We start from the raw sequence: 18,866 nt of genomic DNA on the forward strand, positions 1-18,866 counted from the left end.
CTGACAATGGAAAAAATTGCGAGCTTTACCATAGACCATGTGAAGCTGGAGCCGGGAATTTATGTTTCCCGGAAAGATCATATCGGAAAAGAAGTGGTGACTACCTTTGATTTGCGTATGACATCCCCCAATGATGAACCTGTAATGAACACAGCGGAAATGCATACCCTGGAACATCTGGGAGCCACATATCTGCGCAATGATCCGGAATATAAAGATAAAATCGTTTATTTTGGGCCCATGGGCTGCCGTACCGGCTGCTATCTGCTGATGGCAGGAGATTATGAATCCAGGGATATTGTGAAATTAATCACAGGAATGTATGAATTTATCCGGGATTTCCGTGGAGAGATACCAGGAGCCCGTGCGTTAGACTGCGGCAATTATCTGGATCACAACCTTGCCATGACCAATTATGTGGCAAACCGTTATCTGGAAAACACACTGTATAAAATAGATGAAGAGCATCTGATTTATCCGGAAAAAACAGAGGATATGGAATAGAAACGGACCGGAATCGGGCAAAGAGGCCGGTATTATCCGGCAACAGGAGAACAGAATGAAAAAAGTTGGAATTATCGGCGCCATGGAGCTGGAAGTGGAAGCGCTGAAATGGGCCATGCAGATTCGCCGCAGGGTGGAGAAAGCCTCTATGGAGTTTTTGGAAGGAACATTGAACGGAACAGAGACAGTGGTTGTCCGGAGTGGAATCGGCAAGGTAAATGCGGCACTCTGTACACAGATTTTATGCGACTGCTTTGAAGTAACTCATATTATCAATACGGGAGTTGCCGGTTCTCTGAAAAATGAGATCAATATCGGAGATATTGTGGTATCCACAGATGCACTCCACCATGACGTGGACGTGCGGGTATTTGGGTATCCTCTGGGAGAGGTTCCCCAGCTGGGCTGTCTGGCATTTCCGGCAGACGACAGGCTGGTGCAGCTTGCAGTGAACTGCTGTAAAGAAGTGAACCCGGATATTGAAGTTTATCAGGGAAGAGTGGTAAGCGGAGATCAGTTTATCAGTGACAAAGGGGTAAAGAACAGGATTATAGAGAATTTCCAGGGATTTTGTGTGGAAATGGAGGGAGCGTCTATTGCCCATACCGCATATCTGAATCATGTGCCCTTTGTTATCATCCGGGCAATCTCAGATAAAGCCGATGACAGTGCAGAGATGGACTATCCTTCATTTGAAAAAGCGGCGGCAGTTCATTCAGCAGCTCTTGTGGAGCATATGCTCCCTGTAATATAGAAGATTTAAAACAGGAGATCATATATAACAGAAGTTCAGCAGAGAAAGGAACTGCCGGACTTCTGATTTTTTTATCTTATGGGAAATACCCTGTCGCACTAACGTGTGAAAGAATTTCCCATAAGATAAAAAATAATATGCGCAGGGTCTGCCCCAGCGAAGCGAGGGTACTCGCACAAGAGGTAAAATATTGCTTCGCAATTGTGCTAAAACGCGATACGTTCAGCATACTGCGTATGCTCTGACGCACCGCAAATGGCGCAGCAAAGTGTCCAGGTCCCTTATGAGTGAGGGATTCAGGGAGCCCCTGCGGACCTGTCCGCTTTGTTCTCTTACAGGAAATACCCTGTCACACTAAAGCGTGCACTCCATACCGGCGGGGAATGAAAGTTATAAAGAAATTCTTAATTCGGAAAAAATCCGTTGTTTCTCCGGATTTCCTGTGCTATAATCCAGTGAGATAACCCAAAGCGGCAGAAGTTTTTCGTCTGACCGCAAAACAGGAAGGGAAATGAAAAGGTTCAGGGTGATGATTGAATGAAAGAGACAGTAAAAGACTTTTTTTATCGTTATCGGCATGGGTGGATTTTATCTTATCTGCTGATTTATCTGGCATGGTTTGCTTACCTGGAACAAACGGTGACCAGGCGTTTCCATGTAATTCATATGCCGATAGATGACTACATACCTTTTATGGAGGTATTTATCGTTCCGTATCTGCTGTGGTTTGGGTATGTGGCCCTTGCAATTACATTTTTCTTTTTCCGGAATGTACAGGATTATTACAAACTATGCATTTTTCTGTTTGTGGGAATGACGGTTTTTCTGGTGGTGTCCACGGTGTATCCCAATGGCCATTACCTGCGCCCAAGGGTATTTGAACGGGACAATATATTTGTAACGATGGTGAAAGGGCTGTATATGGTAGATACCCCTACCAATCTGTTTCCCAGCATTCATGTGTATAATTCCATCGGTGTGCATCTTTCCCTTATGCACAGTGAACAGCTGAAAGAGAAAAAATGGGTTCGGAGGATTTCTTTTGTACTGATGGTATCTATCGTTGCCTCCACCATGTTTTTAAAACAGCATTCCGTGTTTGATGTGATTACCGCATGTATTACGGCCCTTGTGATGTACACGCTGGTATATGGTGGCGAACTGCTCGCCGGCAGGAGACGTGTATACAAGAGACAGTACAGAGAAATATAAAAGAGAGAAAACTCCCATAATGCAGACCGCCTGAGGGAAATCCCCAGGCGGCTGTTTTATCTGTATCCATGAGAGTCGGCCATTTTCAGAATACAAAAAAGCCATGGCACTGTAACGCACCATGACTTTGTGATTATAATTTCCTGTGACATAAAAAGAATCGGGGTAACAGGATTCGAACCTGCGACCTCACGGCCCCCAGCCGTGCGCTCTAGCCAAGCTGAGCCATACCCCGAATGCTCTCCTATTATAACATGGAAAAAATAAAAAATCAACTGTTAAATATTGAAAATTGAAATTATTTGACTTTAACAGAAATAGAATTATAATAGACATTAGTATAATGAATCTTTTCATGATACGACAGATTAAAGAGAGGCAGAACATATGAAAACATTAAAGAAATTATCAATGAAGCAGATGGCACTTGTGGTTACAGGAAGCATTTTTCTGGTGCTTCTGGCAATATATCTGGGATTTGCAGCATTTTTCACCAGTCATTACCTGTTCGGAACCACTATAAACGGTGTAAAGGCTTCCGGAAAAACTCCCAGGGCAATGGAACAGCTTATTGAAAATGAAATCGACGGATATACGATTCGGCTGGAACCGGCAGAAGGAAAAGAAGAAATAATTGAAGGCTGCGACATTAACCTGAAGCCTGTATTTGACGGAAGTTTGCAGGGTGTATTACTCAGCCAGAATGGATTTGCCTGGCCCATGTCCCTGTTCCGGGAATCCAGGGTAGAGCTGGAAACCATGGTGGATTACAACGAGGAAGCATTGCAGAAGGTTATAAAAGAGCTGGAACTGATGGATGAAGATCAGATGATTAAGGCAGAAAACGCCATTATTTCTGAATATTCTGAAAAAGACGGATACCATATCATTCCGGAGGAAGAAGGTACTGTAATAGAAGAAAAGCAGTTTCTTCAGGCGCTGGAAGAGGCCATTCTGAACCTGCAGGAACATATGGTTCTGGCAGAAAAAGACTGTTATGTGAAGCCGGAATATACACAGGAGTCAGAAGAAGTTATAAAACTGGCGGAAACCATGAACCGGTACGCAGGGGCTGTGATCACCTACGATTTTGGAGACAGTCAGGAGGTTCTGGACGGAAAAACCATCAGCCAGTGGATTTCAGTAAATGACGAATATAAAGCAAAACTTTCCAGGAAAAAAATAGAAGAATATGTGGCAGGCCTGGCGGATACTTACAACACTGCCGGAAAATCCAAATCACTGGCATCTTCCTACGGCGCCAGTGTTACGGTAAGCGGCGGCGATTACGGCTGGAAGATAGACCAGGAAAAAGAAGCAGAAGCACTGAGAGGAAATATCAAAAAAGGAGAAACCCTTTCCAGAGAGCCGGAATATGCTCAGCGCGCCAACAGCCGGGGAGGAAATGATTACGGCAGTACATATGTGGAAGTAAACCTGACCGCCCAGCATCTGCATTATTACAAAGACGGTTCTCTGGTGTTAGAGACAGATTTTGTATCGGGAAATGACGCCAAAGGCTGGAGTACCCCTCCGGGAGCTTTCGGCCTGTATTACAAACAGCTGGATAAAACACTGCGGGGAGAAGGGTATGCCACACCGGTGGATTTCTGGATGCCCTTTAACGGCGGAGTTGGATTTCATGACGCCAACTGGCGCAGGGATTTCGGGGGAAACTACTATAAAAGAGGAGGTTCCCACGGCTGTATCAATATGCCCTACAATGCGGCAAAGACACTGTATGATAATATAGAAGCCGGATGCCCGGTGCTTGTGTACCAGCTTCCGGGTTCGGAAAGTGCCAAGGCGAAACAGCAGGACGCTGCGGCAGTGGTGACAGAGCTGATTGCCTCCCTGGGAGAAATTACCCTGGACAGCAGGGAAGCTGTTACAAATGCCAGAAATCAGTACAATGGGCTGGATGGCGGAGCCAGAGGCTATGTGAGCAATTATAATGTGCTGGAAGAAGCAGAGGCGAGAATCGGGCAGCTGGAAGCGGAAGCGGCTGCCGATCAGCAGGCGCAGGCAGAAGCCCAGCCGGTGATTGATGCCATTAACCAGCTTGCGGGACAGAAAATCACACTGGATATGAAAGATACCATTAAAAATATTCGCAAACAGTACAACAAACTGTCAGAGGCTGCCCGCAGTAAAGTAACCAACTACAATATTCTGACAGAGGCCGAGGTGAAAATAGAAAAACTGGAGAAGGAGAAAGAAAAAGAATAGTGGAAAATTTTGCGGGGTGAGGTTATGGAACATACGAAAGAGTACGAGAAAAAATTAACCATTTCAGACGTGGCAGAGGCATTGGGGGTGTCGAAAACCACAGTTTCCAGAGCAATTTCCGGAAAAGGAAGGATAGGGAAAGAGACAAAAGAACGGGTGCTGGAATACATTCAGGAACATAATTACAAACCGAATGTACTGGCAAAGGGACTGGCCCAGCTTAAGACCTATAATATCGGCGTTATGCTGCCGGAGGATTACACGGTGGTGGACCTGCCTTTTTTTCAGACCTGCCTGACAGGGGTACAGGAGACAGCTGTGAGCATGGATTACGACGTGCTGCTCACCCTGGGAAAAGAAAATGACTGCACCCAGCTGGAACGGATGATAGAGAACCATAAAGTGGATGGAGTAATCCTTATGCGCACCTTTACCAAAGACGTCCACATTGAATATCTGAAATCCCAGGAAATTCCCTTTGTGACAGTGGGAAGCACCAATTATCAGGGAGTCATTCAGGTAGATAACGACCATAAAAGCGCCTGTCGGGAGCTGATTTCCATTCTGCTGTTAAAAGGCATGAAAAAAATAGGGCTGATAGGAGGAATCGAATCCCATGTGGTGACTCAGAACCGCCTGCAGGGCTATATTGAGGCTCACAAAGCAGCAGGTATGGCCCTGGATAAAGACATCATATGTGTCAATGTGGAAAAGGACATACTGATTGAACAGGGAGTGGAACGTCTTCTGGCCCATGGGGCCGACTGTATTGTCTGTCTGGATGATGCAGTGTGCATTCATGTGCTGAACAAGCTGCGCCGGGAAAACATTCAGGTGCCGGATCAGATGCGGGTGGCTTCCTTTTATGACAGCACGATTCTGGAAAATAATCTGCCTTCTGTGACTTCCCTGTCCTTTGACGCACGGGAGCTTGGAAATGTGGCATGTAAAATATTACTGGAAGCTGTAGAAGGAAAACAGACAGATTTTCGGACCTTACTTGGTTATGAGGTGGTTTTGAAAGAATCCACAAAATAAAACACAACATGTTTCAGCCCCGTATTGCTGTATAATCCGCTGGTGTGCGGAAAATGCACACATTCATTCTTTGTGGATTTAGTAAAAATACAGGTAAAAATAAAGTAAAATAAGACTAAAAAGCATTGGTAAATTTACCAATGCTTTTTAGTAAAAATGGAAAAGAAAGGAAAAAAGCCGGTTTTACAGGCATGGTAACGTTACCGGATAAAAAGTTGCACAGTAGAACTGTACAGAATACAGGTAATCTCAGGCGCGCAAACGGTTGCGCAATGGAAAAATGTAGTAAAACTGACGAAAAACCGTTAGACAAAATATACAAAAACTACAATGGAAATATAGAAAGTGTTGACATTGACAACAATCTGTTACTCTGTTAAACTATAAAACATAGAACAACCGCTTGCGCAACAAAAGCATTTTGTTGTTCTAAACAAAATATGGGAGGAAACAAATATGAAGAAAAAACTTTTAGCAGCATTACTTTGTGTGGCAATGTCCGCAAGCATGCTGGCCGGCTGCGGCAACAATTCCGGCGGCAATAACTCTGCAAATGCAGGTGATGACAAGCAGGAGACAGGCGACGATGCAGCAGGGGATGACGCGGAAGCAGGCGACGACGCAGAAGCAGGTGATGATGCGGCAGCCGGCGATGAGAACACACTGACCGTATGGTGCTGGGACCCGAAATTCAACATCTATGCAATGGAAGAAGCAGGCAAGTTATATCAGGCGGATCATCCGGAATTCAACATTAACGTAGTTGAGACTCCCTGGGATGATATTCAGAAGAAGCTGACCACAGCAGCAACAGGCGGCGCTCTTGACACTCTGCCGGATATCATGCTGGTACAGGATAATGCATTCCAGAAGAATGTAATTTCATTCCCGGAAGCATTCACAGATTTAACAGACAGCGGTGTTGATTTCAGCCAGTTTGGTGAAGCAAAAACTGCTTATTCCGTAGTAGAAGGCAAGAACTATGGTGTTCCTTTTGACAATGGTACCGTTGTGGCATGTTATCGTACAGATGTTCTGGAAGAAGCAGGATTTACCGTAGATGATTTCACAGATATCACATGGGATGAATATCTGGAAAAAGGTAAAGTTGTTCTGGAAAAGACCGGACAGCCGCTGCTTTCCTGCCAGTCCACAGAATCTGACGTTATCATGATGATGCTGCAGTCCTGCGGCGCTTCTCTCTTTGACGACGAAGGAAATCCCAACATGGTTGGCAATGATTCTCTGAAAAAAGTTATGGAAACTTACCAGCAGCTGGTGGAAACCGGTGTCTGCAAGCTGGTAAACAGCTGGGATGAATATGTTCAGACTCTTACAACAGGTACAGTAGCAGGTACCATCAACGGATGCTGGATTATGGCTTCCATTCAGTCTGCAGAAGACCAGAGCGGAAAATGGGCGCTCACCAATATGCCGAGTCTGGTTGGCGTTGAAGGAGCAACCAATTATTCCAACAACGGTGGATCTTCCTGGGCTATCACAAGCAACTGCAAGAATATGGAACTGGCAAAAGATTTCCTGAAATCTACCTTTGCAGGAAGTGTTGAACTGTATGAAAACATTCTTCCGAGTTCCGGTGCTTTAGCTACTTATCTGCCGGCAGGTGATTCCGATGTATACGCAGAGCCTTCTGAATTCTACGGCGGAGATGCTGTATTTAAGAAAATTACTGAGTATGCAAGCAAATGCCCAAGCAACAATACAGGTGTATATTACTATGAAGCACGTGACGCTATCGCAACAGCCATCCAGAATGTGGTAGGCGGATCTGATATTGATTCTGAACTTGAAATTGCACAGGGTACCGTAGAAGGACTTATGGAGCAGTAAAAGTCAGAACACTTGTTACATAAGTGGTAAAATTCCAGTGTTTGCAGTGCTGCAAATACTACAAACGCCCTTTTTATCTTTATAAAACGGGCCATATAAAAAGCAGTCAGGGGGTCAGCAGTTGCTGCCCCCGACTGAGACTAAAGGGGGTAAATATGTGAGTCAGACAAGTGAACCCAAAAAGAAAAAAATGTCTTTGAGTAAAAGACATAACCTTACCGGCTGGGCTTTCCTGACGCCGGCGACGCTCATGATTGCAGTTATGAGTTTCTGGCCCATGATTCAGGCCTTTATCCTGTCCATGCAGAAAGGAAAAGGAAACGACTTAAGGTTTGGCGGACTTGACAATTATGTCAGGATGTTTAAAGATAAAGTCTTTATGACATCTCTTGGAAATACATTTTTTTATCTGCTTATTCAGGTGCCCATCATGCTGATTCTGGCATTGATGCTGGCGCAGATGCTGAACAACAAAAATCTTCGGTGTAAAGGACTGTTCCGTACCGCGATTTTTCTGCCATGTGCAACGTCACTGGTTTCATACGCGATTATCTTCCGTTCCCTGTTTGGTGTAGACGGATTTATCAACTCAATTCTGATTAAACTGGGAATCCTGAATACGGGATATAATTTCCTGGGAAATGCCGGGAGTGCAAAAGCTGTAATTATTATAGCATTGATATGGAGATGGACCGGATATAATATGGTATTTTATCTTTCCGGATTACAAAATATAGAATATTCTGTATATGAAGCAGCAAAAATTGACGGGGCAAATCCCCTGCAGACATTTTTTAAGATTACGGTTCCGCTGTTGAAACCTACGATTCTTCTGACAGCAATCATGTCGACAAACGGAACATTGCAGCTGTTTGACGAGTCCTTTAACCTGACAAAGGGAGGACCTTCCAACGCTACGATTACCATGTCCCACTACATATATAATGTATCCTTTAAATATGTGCCGAACTTCGGCTACGCAGCAGCCATGTCCTTCCTGATCTTTATCCTGGTGGCAATTCTGGCATTTATTCAGATGAAAGTAGGTGATAAGCGTGACTAAAACAAAAAGAGCCAATGCGTTAATGTATGTTGTTTTGATCATTGTATCACTGATATCAGTATTTCCTCTTTACTGGATGCTGATGGCAGCTACAAATAAGAGTGTGGATGTAACCAGAGGAAGAATGCTTCCGGGAACTGCTTTTCTGGATAACTGGAAGGCTCTGTTTGCCCAGTCGCCGGTGCAGGAGGCCATGCTGAACTCCTTTAAATATGCCATTGTGCTTACCATTTGCGCCCTGGTCATCTGCTCTCTGGCAGGTTATGGATTTGAAATTTATCATGACAAAGGAAAAGACACGGTAATGTCAATCCTGCTTCTGGGAATGATGGTACCCTTTGTGGCAACGATGATTCCGCTGTTCCGGATGTTTTCTTCAGCAGGGCTTCTGAATACCACAACAGCGTTTATTATGCCTACCATTTCCACGCCGTTCCTGATTATGATGTTCCGGCAGAGTGCCAGAAGTTTTCCTCATGATATTATTGAAGCGGCGAGAATTGACGGATTGAATGAACTGCAGATCTTTTTTAAGATGTTTATTCCTACCATGCGTTCCACCTATGCGGCAGCCATGACGATTACCTTTATGAATGCCTGGAACAATTATCTGTGGCCAAAGGTAATTATGCTGGATGACGCCAGCATCACCATGCCCATGCTGGTTGCGAACCTGACGGAAGGTTATGTAACGGATTATGGTGTACTGATGTTAGCTGTTCTGCTGTGCAGTATGCCGACGATTATTATATTCTTCTTATTACAGAAGAGCTTTGCAGAAGGTATTACAGGTGCAGTGAAGTAATGAAATTTAAAATACAGTTTATACTATGCCGGTAAGGAAAGAGAGGAGAAAGAATCTCACACCTGCCGGACGGAGGCTGCCGCATTAGAGGTCAGACAAACAGGATATGGTTTTACAGAAAGGTTTACGGACAATATCCTGCAGACGTTTCTTTTGCTGCAGCCTTAAATTATAAAATTATGTTGGAGGTAATATATGCCGCAGTTTGATTATGAAAAAGTGAAAGATCCCATGTTTTTTAAAGAGAATACGCTGGAAGCCCATTCAGACCATATCTGTTACAGATCTCTGGAGGAGCTGGAAGAAAAAAACAGCAGTTTTCGCTATTCACTGGACGGACTCTGGAAATTTGCGTATGCCGTAAATTATAATTCTGCCATTCAAAATTTTGAGTCGGCAGAATATGACTGTAATTCCTGGAAAGACATCAGGGTTCCGGCTCATATCCAGATGGAAGGATATGACAGCCCTCAGTATGCCAATGTACAGTATCCCTGGGATGGCCGGGAACAGATTGAACCGGGAGAGATTCCTTCCTTTTTCAATCCCGTTGCAAGCTATGTGAAATATTTCACAGTCCCGGAAGTTATGAAAGGAAAGCCGGTATACATTTCTTTTCAGGGTGTGGAGAGCGGTATGGCATTGTGGCTGAACGGAGCTTATGTGGGCTACAGTGAAGACAGCTTTACTCCTTCAGAATTTGAACTGACCCCGTATCTGACGGAAGGAGAGAACAAACTGGCAGTTCAGGTCTTTAAATGGACAGCGGGAAGCTGGTGCGAAGACCAGGATTTCTTCCGGTTTTCCGGTATTTATCGAAGCGTATATCTGTATACTGTGCCGGAAACCCATATACAGGATATCCGGGTGAAAACGCTGCTGGATGATACATACACAGATGCGGAACTGGAAGTTACCCTGAAAGGCTCCGGTTCAGGACAGGTTTTACTGACCCTGAAGGACGGACAGGATACAGTGGCACAGGCTTTAGTGAACATGGCCCATGAAGCTGAAATAAAAATTCCGGTGAAACATCCGGCTCTCTGGAGCGCCGAGGAACCAAACCTTTATGAACTGGTGCTGGAAGTACGAAACCCTCAGGAAGAGACAGCAGAAGTGATTTCCCAGATGGTGGGATTCCGCCGTTTTGAGATGATTGACCATATGATGCACATCAATGGAAAACGGATTGTATTTAAGGGCGTGAACCGCCATGAATTCAGTTCGAAAACGGGACGTGCCGTGTCAGATGATGAAATTCTTCTGGATATTATGACCATGAAACGGAATAATATCAATGCAGTCCGGACCTGCCATTATCCCGATGATTCCAGAATTTATGCCCTCTGTGATAAATACGGCCTGTACATGATTGCTGAAAATAATCTGGAAAGCCATGGCTCCTGGGATCCCATCATCAGGGGAGAGGCGGGCATGGAAGCGGCTGTTCCCGGAGACCGCAGAGAATGGGAGCCCATGATGCTGGATCGTGTGAATTCCTGCTATCAGCGGGATAAAAATCATCCGGCGATTGTTATCTGGTCCTGCGGAAATGAATCCTTCGGCGGGCCGGTTATTTACGAAATGTCCCGGCTGTTCCGAAAACTGGATGACACCAGACTGGTACATTACGAAGGCCTGTTCCATGACCGTCGGTTTAACGACACCAGTGATATGGAAAGCCAGATGTATCCTTCCGTGGAGGATATTAAAAACTTTCTGGCAAAGGACAGAAGCAAACCATTTATCTGCTGTGAATATACCCACGCCATGGGTAATTCCTGCGGTGCAATGCACAAATACACAGATTTAACGGATACGGAACCTCTGTATCAGGGAGGATTTATCTGGGATTATATTGACCAGTCCATTGAGAAAAAAGACCGTTACGGAAAGAGCTTCCAGGCGTATGGCGGAGATTTCGGGGAGCGTCCCTGTGACTATAATTTCAGCGGAAACGGCATCGTTTATGGCGGAGAGAGAGATGAATCTCCCAAAATGCAGGAAGTAAAATTCAATTATCAGAATATTACTGCAGAGGTTTCCAGAGACAAAGTCCGGATAAAGAATAAAAATCTGTTCCTGAATACGGACAGTTTTGACTGTGTGGTTCTGTTGGAAAAAGAAGGAAAACTCATAAAGCAGGCCGCACTTGAGACTAAGGTGCCACCTCTTGGTGAGGAAACCTATGATCTGCCCCTGGCTGTGCCGGAAAAAGCAGGAGAATATGCTGTAACCGTATCTTTCCGGCTGAAACAGGCAGAAGACTGGGCGCCTGCAGGTTATGAGACAGCTTTCGGGCAGGGCGTATTCCAGGTAGAAGAGACAGGAGAATCCAACTCTGCACATTCCGGACGGGTTGTTCTTCCGGCTGAAACAACAGAGAAAATTACAGTTATTAAAGGAAGATTAAATATCGGTGTCCATGGACGTGATTTTGAATGCATGTTCAGCACTTTAAAAAGCGGACTGGTATCTTACCGCTATGGCGGCAGGGAAATGACAGAACAGATTCCCATGCCCAATTTCTGGCGGGCGCCCATAGATAATGACTATGGCAGCAATATGCCGGGGCGCTATGCTCAGTGGAAACTTGCCAGTCTGTATCTGCAGCCGGATGAAGAGTATCCCAATCCTGCTCTGGAAGAAAAGGAACACAGTGCGGTGATTACATATCATTATATCATGGCTACCGCACCAGTAAGTAAATGCAGCCTTTCCTATGAAGTGTTCGGGGATGGAACTATTACTGCCACTCTGTCTTATGACCCGGTAAAAGAACTGGGAGATATGCCGGAATTCGGCGTGATGTTTAAGTTTAATGCAGATTATGAGAATGTGGAATGGTATGGCAACGGACCTGCGGAAACTTATGCGGACCGGAAACACGGAGCAAAGCTGGGCGTTTATGCCAACAAAGTAACGGATAACCTGGCAAAATATCTGGTGCCTCAGGAATGCGGCAATAAAACAGAGGTACGCTGGGCGAAAATTACGGATAATCGCGGAAAAGGAATGCTGTTTACGGGAAATCACATGAATTTTTCCGCTCTGCCCTACACGCCTCATGAGATGGAATCCGCGCAGCATCCCTATGAGCTGCCGGAAATCCACTACACGGTAGTCCGGGTTTCCTCACAGCAGATGGGTATTGGCGGAGATGACAGCTGGGGAGCCAGAGTGCATTCGGAATATCTGACAGATGTAAGCGGGCCCATGAAATTTACATTCAGTTTCAGAGGTTTACCATGAGGAGGGATCCATCGAAGATGGGAGGAGCCCTGATGGTTTATAGTAACCTGATGATTTAAGGAGGAAAAAATGGACAAATTTGTGGTAAATATTATCCACCGTCCGGAAATGGTACCGGAATATGCAGAAAAAGTTACCGGACATGGAAAAACGGAGGATATTGGAAGAAAAGCGCTTTTGACAGAATCTCTGGATATTTTTAAGACACAGCAGAGGCTGGCCCATGAAAATGGCCTGAAAACCACAATTCAGATGACCTATGCAAGTTTATTTAATGAAGAAGCAGTAGCTCTTGCAAAAGCAGACCATGAGAAATACGGGGATGAAATCGCCCTTTCTCTGCTGGGGCTGCCCTGCAAAGAGTTCCGTGAGAAATATGATACCAAAGATTTCTGTATCTGGATGTTTTCCATGGAAGACAAGAAATCCATTGTAGATGATGTTTTTGAAAAATTTTATCAGAGTTTTGGATTTTATCCGGAATCCACCGGTTCCTATTATCTGGATGCAGATTTGACCAACTATATCAAAGAAAAATATCCTTCCGTAAAATGTGCGGTGGCAACCTGCTGGGAGGAGGGCCCCAAGGCATACCATACCTGCAATAATTCCTGGTATACTCTGTTTGACGGGGGCCCCTGGGCTCCCTGGATTCCTTCCAGGCAGAATACCCATGCGCCGGCGGCAAATCAGGAGGAGGACAGCGGAATTGTGGCAATTCCCCATCTTTCCAGAGATTTGCTGGCATGTTATGACGGAAACGGCTCCAATTTCGGCACCCATCCTCAGAATGTGCTCCGGGGGATGATTTATGACAGCCAGACCTGGGAGTATCCTTATATGTACAACCTGATTGACCAGTACCGTTCTCTGGAAAAATACAATAACGGTTATGCCTATAACATGATGTTTGTGGGACCGGGCTGGATGAACAAAATGGGACGCTGGGAAGCGCCTTATGAACTGCTGGAAAAATCTTATTCCGATGGCTGTGCGTATTATGGAAAACTGAAAAAAGAAGGTAAACTGACTGACATGACCATGGCGGAATTTGCAGATTACTACCGGGAGAAAAAGAGTTATACAGAGCCGGAATGCGCTCTGTGGCGTGATATCCTTTACGGTTCGGACAAGCAGCTGTTCTGGTACTGTGATCCTTACATGAGAGTCTGCGTCAATATGGACCAGGGCGGAGCCATTGTGGATTTACGCCCCTATGCAGCCAAACTGGAATGGCCCGTGGGAATCGGAACGAAACATGTGCAGGATGCATCTTATCCGTTCCTGATTCAGGAAAAATACAGGGCAGGTTATTTCACCCATTATGCCGGAGAAGGGACTGTCAGAAGTGCAAAACTTTCCTACAACGGAGAAGAAGTGGATCTGTGCCTGTGCCGCACAAAAGCCCATTTTTCCCAGGAGGGAAATACCAGAATCCTCACGCTGGATCCGGTGGAAATTGAATTTTATGATCTGACCGTGAAGCTGCAGACGAAGATTTATTTTGAAGAAGGAAGTTCCGGTATCAAAATGGAGCGTACCATTCTGGAAATGAGTAATCCGGATGCAAAGGTGGAATTAAATGAATATATGGTGGCATGTTACGGAACCACAGAATATCCGGAGGATATGACTGGCATCACCCTGAAATGCGAGGGCAGCCAGGACAAATCCATTTCCTATGAGTATAAATGCAGAGAAGCGCAGCTTGAGGGAGCTAAGGCGGTGAGTGCAGTGATTCCGGCCATTGAGACGAAGGTTTCCATGACGCCGTCTGATAAAGAAGCAGTGGGATACGTGAAGGAGGGCTATGCCTTTTCTCCCATGTTTACATTAGGATACACCAAAACAGTATCGGACAAGGAGGTATTTGCAACATGGCTCAATCTGGAAAAGGCAAATTAAATTACAGATGTCCTTCCTGCTTTATGCGGGATCTGGATATTGATATGTTTTATGATAAGGAGAAGGAAGAGTATTACTGTATCCGCTGCCAGTATACCGGAAATGAAAAAGACGTGCTGGAAAAAAATGAAATGGTGCGGTTCCGTTACCGGGCCATGGCAGAGCGTATCACAAAGTTTGACTTTGATTAAGAGGAAAATTTTATGGGAGTAATTTCAGATAAGAAATTTATAAAGGGAATGGATGTATCTTCTCTGCCGGAGCTGGAACAGCTTGGAGCAAAATTTTATGATAAAGACGGAGACGAGAGAAATCTGCTGGCAATTCTGCAGGAATACGGTACCAATGCAATACGTCTCCGCCTCTGGAACAATCCTTATTCCAGAGAGGGAGAGCCTTATGGGGCGGGCACCAATGACATGGAAACTGCCATGGAGATGGCAAAGCGGGTGAAAGAGCGGGGCATGGACGTACTGCTGAATCTCCATTACAGCGATTTCTGGGCAGATCCCGGCAAGCAGATAAAGCCCAAGGCCTGGTATGACTATACGGGAAAACGTCTGGAGTCTGCTGTGTACGACTATACGGTGGCGGTACTGCGTGAATTTCAGCGGGAGGGCATCCTGCCTGATATGATACAGGTGGGAAATGAACTGTCCAACGGTCTGCTGTGGCCGGACGGAAAGCGGCCGGATTATGAGAGTATTGCCATGCTGGTGAATGCGGGAATTCATGGGGTGCGTGATATTGACCCGGATATTCCCATTATGCTTCATCTGGACAACGGAGGGAACAATGCCCTGTACCGGGAATGGTTTGACAGTTATTTTGCCAGTGACGGAGAGGATTTTGACATTATCGGTCTGTCCTATTATCCCTTCTGGCATGGCTCCCTGGCAGATCTGGAACATAATATGCATGACATTGCATTACGCTACAACAAAGAACTGGTGGTGGCAGAGGTATCCATGGGCCATACCATGGAAGATTATGCTGCCTTTGAGAAGCTGAAACCCTCGGAACGGAAAGGAATGGCCACAAAACCGGAACTGGTGGAAAAGATTGATTACCCCATGACAAAACAGGGGCAGGCGGATTTTATGGAAGATTTCATGAACCGGGTTGTCAATGTTCCAAAAGGGCTGGGAAGAGGATTTTTCTACTGGGAGCCGGCCTGGATTCCGGTGCCGGGAAGCGGTTGGGCCACAGAGGCCTCTCTGAGCTACATGAAAGATCCTGGGCCCTGCGGCAATGAATGGGCCAATCAGGCGTTGTTTGACTATGAAGGCAGGCCTCTGCCGGCGCTGGATGTGATAAGAAAACGATAACTGTCCGAAACGGACAGGGAAAAAGGAAGAGTTCTGCAATATATGGCACAGGTATCACGGATGGTACATCCATATATTGCAGAATCTTTTTTATTCTACAGGAAATTCCTTTGGATTTCCTGTAGAATAAAAAATAATGATGCGCAGCTCGCGGAGTTGATGTTTATTGCTGCGCAATCCGCTCGCTCGTGCGAATAGAAGATGTCGCTAAAGCGACCGCACTCGGCGCAGCAAACCGTCCAGGTCCCTCATGAGTGAGGGATTCAGGGAGCTGAAGCGGGCCAGTCCGCTTTGTTTTTCTATAATCGCACTGCGGCGAATCTTGCCATATGGTATCGTGTATGATATATTTTTATCAGATGATTCAGAAAGACAGGGTGAAACACATATGATACTCTATCATGCAGGTAAAGAAACGGTGGAATTTCCGGAAATTCGGAAAACAAGATATACAAAAGATTTTTCGTGGGGATTTTATTGCAAAATGCAGAAAAGGTGAAACACATCCCTATGATATTGTGGAAGGCCCTATGGCGGATGACACAATATGGAACTATGTAAATGACTATCTGACAGGGAGGATAAGCCGGAAACAGTTTTGGGTTCTGGCTGAATTCAGGTATCCCACCCATCAGATTAGTTTTCACACCTTATCGGCATTGGATTGTCTGATATTTGAAAGGAGTGAATCTGTATATGACAGAAAAGGAAAGAAATGATTTTTTCTATGTTTGTTCGCTCATTGAATATACGGCCCGTCAGAGCAGGAATAAGCGCGGAACAATTACAGAAGCGCTGGGCAGAGAAGGCATTGAGAAACAGCTGTATGATGCCCAGGTAAATCATTGTCTTTCTTTTGAACAGGTGAGTGATGAGGTGATTGAACAGTATAAAATTCCGGAAGGGGATTTTGACACCATTACAGGCTGCAGATATACGGTTCCGGAATTTACGGACATTGGAAAGCTGTACAGCATTATGATAGAAGACTGTGCGGAACCAGGAAAAGAAGTGGATGAACTGATGAAAATTTTTTCTTCTTTTATCAGTGAGGAAATATCTGATTTTAATACCGATGTTTATTATCAGAATCCCGATTATCTGGAATGCTCGTACCGGGCCGGATATCTGCTGGATTAAAGTTGAAATTTTTGCCGCTGACATGGGGTAATATTGCAAAAAAATAGCTTTCATATGCAAAGAGATCCTTTGCAGCACAAAGACAGGAGGAAAACCATGGAGAAAAATTATAAATTGAAGGATATCCCTTATGTAAAGATGGATTTTCAGGAAATCCAGAGGAAACTGGATGAATTTGCAGAGCGGATTACCCAGGCAGAAAATTATGAGACCGTAAAAAAGATACTGCTGGAGAGCCAGGAACTGCAGCGGGAAGTAAACGAGAATCATACTCTGGCCATGATCCGAATGTATCAGGATTCGACAGACGAATACTATGCAAAAGAGGCCATGGAACAGGATCGGGAACTGGCGCTGCGAGACAGCAGTAAATTAAATCAGGCATTAATTTCTTCTCCTTTTGTGGAAGATATCAATCGGGAATTTGGAGAAGAATTTCTTCTGATACTGGATAAGGACAACCGGCTGCTCTCAGAGGGCAAAGAACTGCAGGTAAAAGAACAGGATCTGATGAACCGTTACCAAAAGCTGAAAGCAACGATGAAGTTTGAATTTCAGGGAAAGGTACTGAGCGAAGGGGAACTCCGGCCCTTCCGGGAAGACCCTGACAGGGAGGTGCGCAGGAAATGCCTTAAGGTGATGTATCAGGGTTATCTGGATAAAAAAGAGGAATTTGAAGAAATTCTGGATGAGCTGGTGAACACCCGCATCGGGATTGCAAAGGCAAACGGATTTGACAGCTATCTGGATTACAAAAACCTGGAAAAGGGAAGGCGGGAGTATGGGGAACCTGAGCTGGCCGCTTTCCGGAAACAGATAAAAGAAGAAGTAATTCCGCTGATGAAAGTATTGTATGAGCAGCAGAAAGAGCGCCTGGGGCTGGACAAGCTGACGGTTTGCGATTACAATCTGATTTTCCCGGATGGAAATCCGAAGCCTGCCGGGAAAATTGAGAACCTCTGCCGGGCAGCCGGAGAGATGTACCATAAGCTGTCTTCGGAAATCGGAGCATTTTATGATGAAATGCTGGCGCATGAACTGATTGACGCTGTACAGTCTCCCAACAAAATTACCGGAATCGGATTCTGTACCACTCTGGATAAAACGGGGATGCCCTTTGTGTTTGCCAATTCCGATGGTACCATGACGGATGTGTCGGTGCTGACCCATGAGATGGGCCATGCCTGGCAGGCATATTGCAGCATGAGAAAGCAGCCTCTGGAGGAATACTACTGGATGGCCAATGATCTTGTGGAGATTCCCTCCAAAACCATGGAGCTGTTTGCTTATCCATATGCAGAAGCATTTTTCGGAAAAGACGCAGAGAAATTCCTGTATATGCATCAGTACGGAATTATCAGTGAACTGACATTTTATACCATGGTAGACGAGTACGAGGGCTGGCTGTATACGAACCCGCAGGCGGCCATGAAAGAGCGGTGTGAGAAATTAGAACAGCTGTTCCGGGAATATAATCCAGGTGTGGATAACAGTGAATTTTTGGAAGAAATCCTGGCAGGCGCCACGTTGTTTGGAAATATGGGCGTTTACATGTACCCGAAATATCTGATCAGTTATGTGCTGTCAGAAATGTGCGCACTGGAGTTTAAGGAACGGATGGATGAAAATCCCGGACAGGCATGGAAAGATTATAAGCTGTTTTGCGAAACGGGAGGCTCCATGGAGTATGTTTCCATTCTGAAGCAGTCCGGTCTGTCACCGGCTTATGTGGATGGCACGGTGGCCCGTGTTCTGACAGGACTGAAGCAGCGTCTCGGAATCTGA

At 45.3% G+C, this 18,866-nt stretch carries 16 protein-coding genes and 1 tRNA gene; 16 read left to right on the forward strand and 1 reads right to left on the reverse strand.

Translation table 11 applies throughout. The features are described from left to right. The first annotated feature begins 6 nt into the window (after positions 1–6). The 3 genes from C805_RS10705 to C805_RS10715 all read left to right on the forward strand — a co-directional run bounded on the left by C805_RS10705 (position 7) and on the right by C805_RS10715 (position 2,470). Positions 7–504, forward strand: coding sequence for an S-ribosylhomocysteine lyase (locus C805_RS10705; RefSeq protein WP_016213847.1), 498 nt, complete (start codon positions 7–9; stop codon positions 502–504). Positions 505–559: 55 nt separating this feature from the next. Continuing rightward, positions 560–1,258, forward strand: a complete 699-nt coding sequence (locus tag C805_RS10710) for a 5'-methylthioadenosine/adenosylhomocysteine nucleosidase (protein ID WP_016213848.1) — start codon at positions 560–562, stop codon at positions 1,256–1,258. 537 nt (positions 1,259–1,795) lie between these two features. Next, positions 1,796–2,470: a phosphatase PAP2 family protein gene (locus C805_RS10715; protein ID WP_016213849.1), complete on the forward strand. Its 675-nt coding sequence runs from the start codon at positions 1,796–1,798 to the stop codon at positions 2,468–2,470. Between the two features lie 160 nt (positions 2,471–2,630). On the opposite strand, the gene C805_RS10720 is transcribed toward C805_RS10715, so the two are convergent. Beyond that, a tRNA-Pro gene (locus tag C805_RS10720) sits at positions 2,631–2,705 on the reverse strand. A gap of 152 nt (positions 2,706–2,857) precedes the next feature. Between C805_RS10720 and C805_RS0104630 the strand changes: the two genes are divergently transcribed. From C805_RS0104630 to C805_RS10775, 13 genes are all read left to right on the forward strand, one after another. After that, a complete protein-coding gene (locus tag C805_RS0104630) occupies positions 2,858–4,699 on the forward strand; it encodes a L,D-transpeptidase family protein (RefSeq protein ID WP_016213850.1) in 1,842 nt (613 codons plus the stop codon). A gap of 24 nt (positions 4,700–4,723) precedes the next feature. Next, positions 4,724–5,737 carry a LacI family DNA-binding transcriptional regulator gene (locus C805_RS10725; protein ID WP_031200929.1) on the forward strand — a complete coding sequence of 338 codons (1,014 nt, stop codon included), beginning with the start codon at positions 4,724–4,726 and terminating at the stop codon, positions 5,735–5,737. 456 nt (positions 5,738–6,193) lie between these two features. Continuing rightward, positions 6,194–7,588: an ABC transporter substrate-binding protein gene (locus tag C805_RS10730; protein ID WP_016213852.1), complete on the forward strand. Its 1,395-nt coding sequence runs from the start codon at positions 6,194–6,196 to the stop codon at positions 7,586–7,588. A gap of 190 nt (positions 7,589–7,778) precedes the next feature. Further along, positions 7,779–8,651, forward strand: a complete 873-nt coding sequence (locus C805_RS10735; protein ID WP_031200930.1) for a carbohydrate ABC transporter permease — start codon at positions 7,779–7,781, stop codon at positions 8,649–8,651. Then, entirely contained in the window at positions 8,644–9,456 is an 813-nt protein-coding gene (locus C805_RS10740; RefSeq protein ID WP_016213854.1) for a carbohydrate ABC transporter permease, read from the forward strand. Before C805_RS10735 ends, C805_RS10740 begins: the two co-directional genes overlap by 8 nt. A 195-nt stretch (positions 9,457–9,651) precedes the next feature. Beyond that, a complete protein-coding gene (locus C805_RS10745; RefSeq protein WP_016213855.1) occupies positions 9,652–12,708 on the forward strand; it encodes a beta-galactosidase, LacZ type in 3,057 nt (1,018 codons plus the stop codon). A gap of 69 nt (positions 12,709–12,777) precedes the next feature. Further along, positions 12,778–14,613, forward strand: a complete 1,836-nt coding sequence (locus tag C805_RS10750) for a hypothetical protein (protein ID WP_016213856.1) — start codon at positions 12,778–12,780, stop codon at positions 14,611–14,613. Continuing rightward, positions 14,586–14,804, forward strand: coding sequence for a hypothetical protein (locus tag C805_RS10755; RefSeq protein ID WP_016213857.1), 219 nt, complete (start codon positions 14,586–14,588; stop codon positions 14,802–14,804). Before C805_RS10750 ends, C805_RS10755 begins: the two co-directional genes overlap by 28 nt. Positions 14,805–14,816: 12 nt before the next feature. After that, positions 14,817–15,941, forward strand: a complete 1,125-nt coding sequence (locus C805_RS10760) for a glycoside hydrolase family 53 protein (RefSeq protein ID WP_016213858.1) — start codon at positions 14,817–14,819, stop codon at positions 15,939–15,941. Between the two features lie 250 nt (positions 15,942–16,191). Next, on the forward strand, positions 16,192–16,440 hold the full coding sequence (locus tag C805_RS27495) for a DUF3990 domain-containing protein (protein ID WP_371197592.1): 249 nt from the start codon (positions 16,192–16,194) through the stop codon (positions 16,438–16,440). Then, the gene (locus tag C805_RS10765) at positions 16,343–16,660 is read left to right on the forward strand and encodes a DUF3990 domain-containing protein (protein WP_371197593.1); all 318 of its coding nucleotides are present in this window, start codon (positions 16,343–16,345) and stop codon (positions 16,658–16,660) included. Before C805_RS27495 ends, C805_RS10765 begins: the two co-directional genes overlap by 98 nt. Next, positions 16,638–17,081: a hypothetical protein gene (locus C805_RS10770; RefSeq protein WP_016213859.1), complete on the forward strand. Its 444-nt coding sequence runs from the start codon at positions 16,638–16,640 to the stop codon at positions 17,079–17,081. Before C805_RS10765 ends, C805_RS10770 begins: the two co-directional genes overlap by 23 nt. 96 nt (positions 17,082–17,177) lie before the next feature. Continuing rightward, positions 17,178–18,866, forward strand: coding sequence for a M3 family oligoendopeptidase (locus C805_RS10775; RefSeq protein ID WP_016213860.1), 1,689 nt, complete (start codon positions 17,178–17,180; stop codon positions 18,864–18,866).

The sequence above is a fragment of the Eubacterium sp. 14-2 genome, assembly GCF_000403845.2.
Taxonomy (GTDB): Bacteria; Bacillota; Clostridia; order Lachnospirales; family Lachnospiraceae; genus Petralouisia.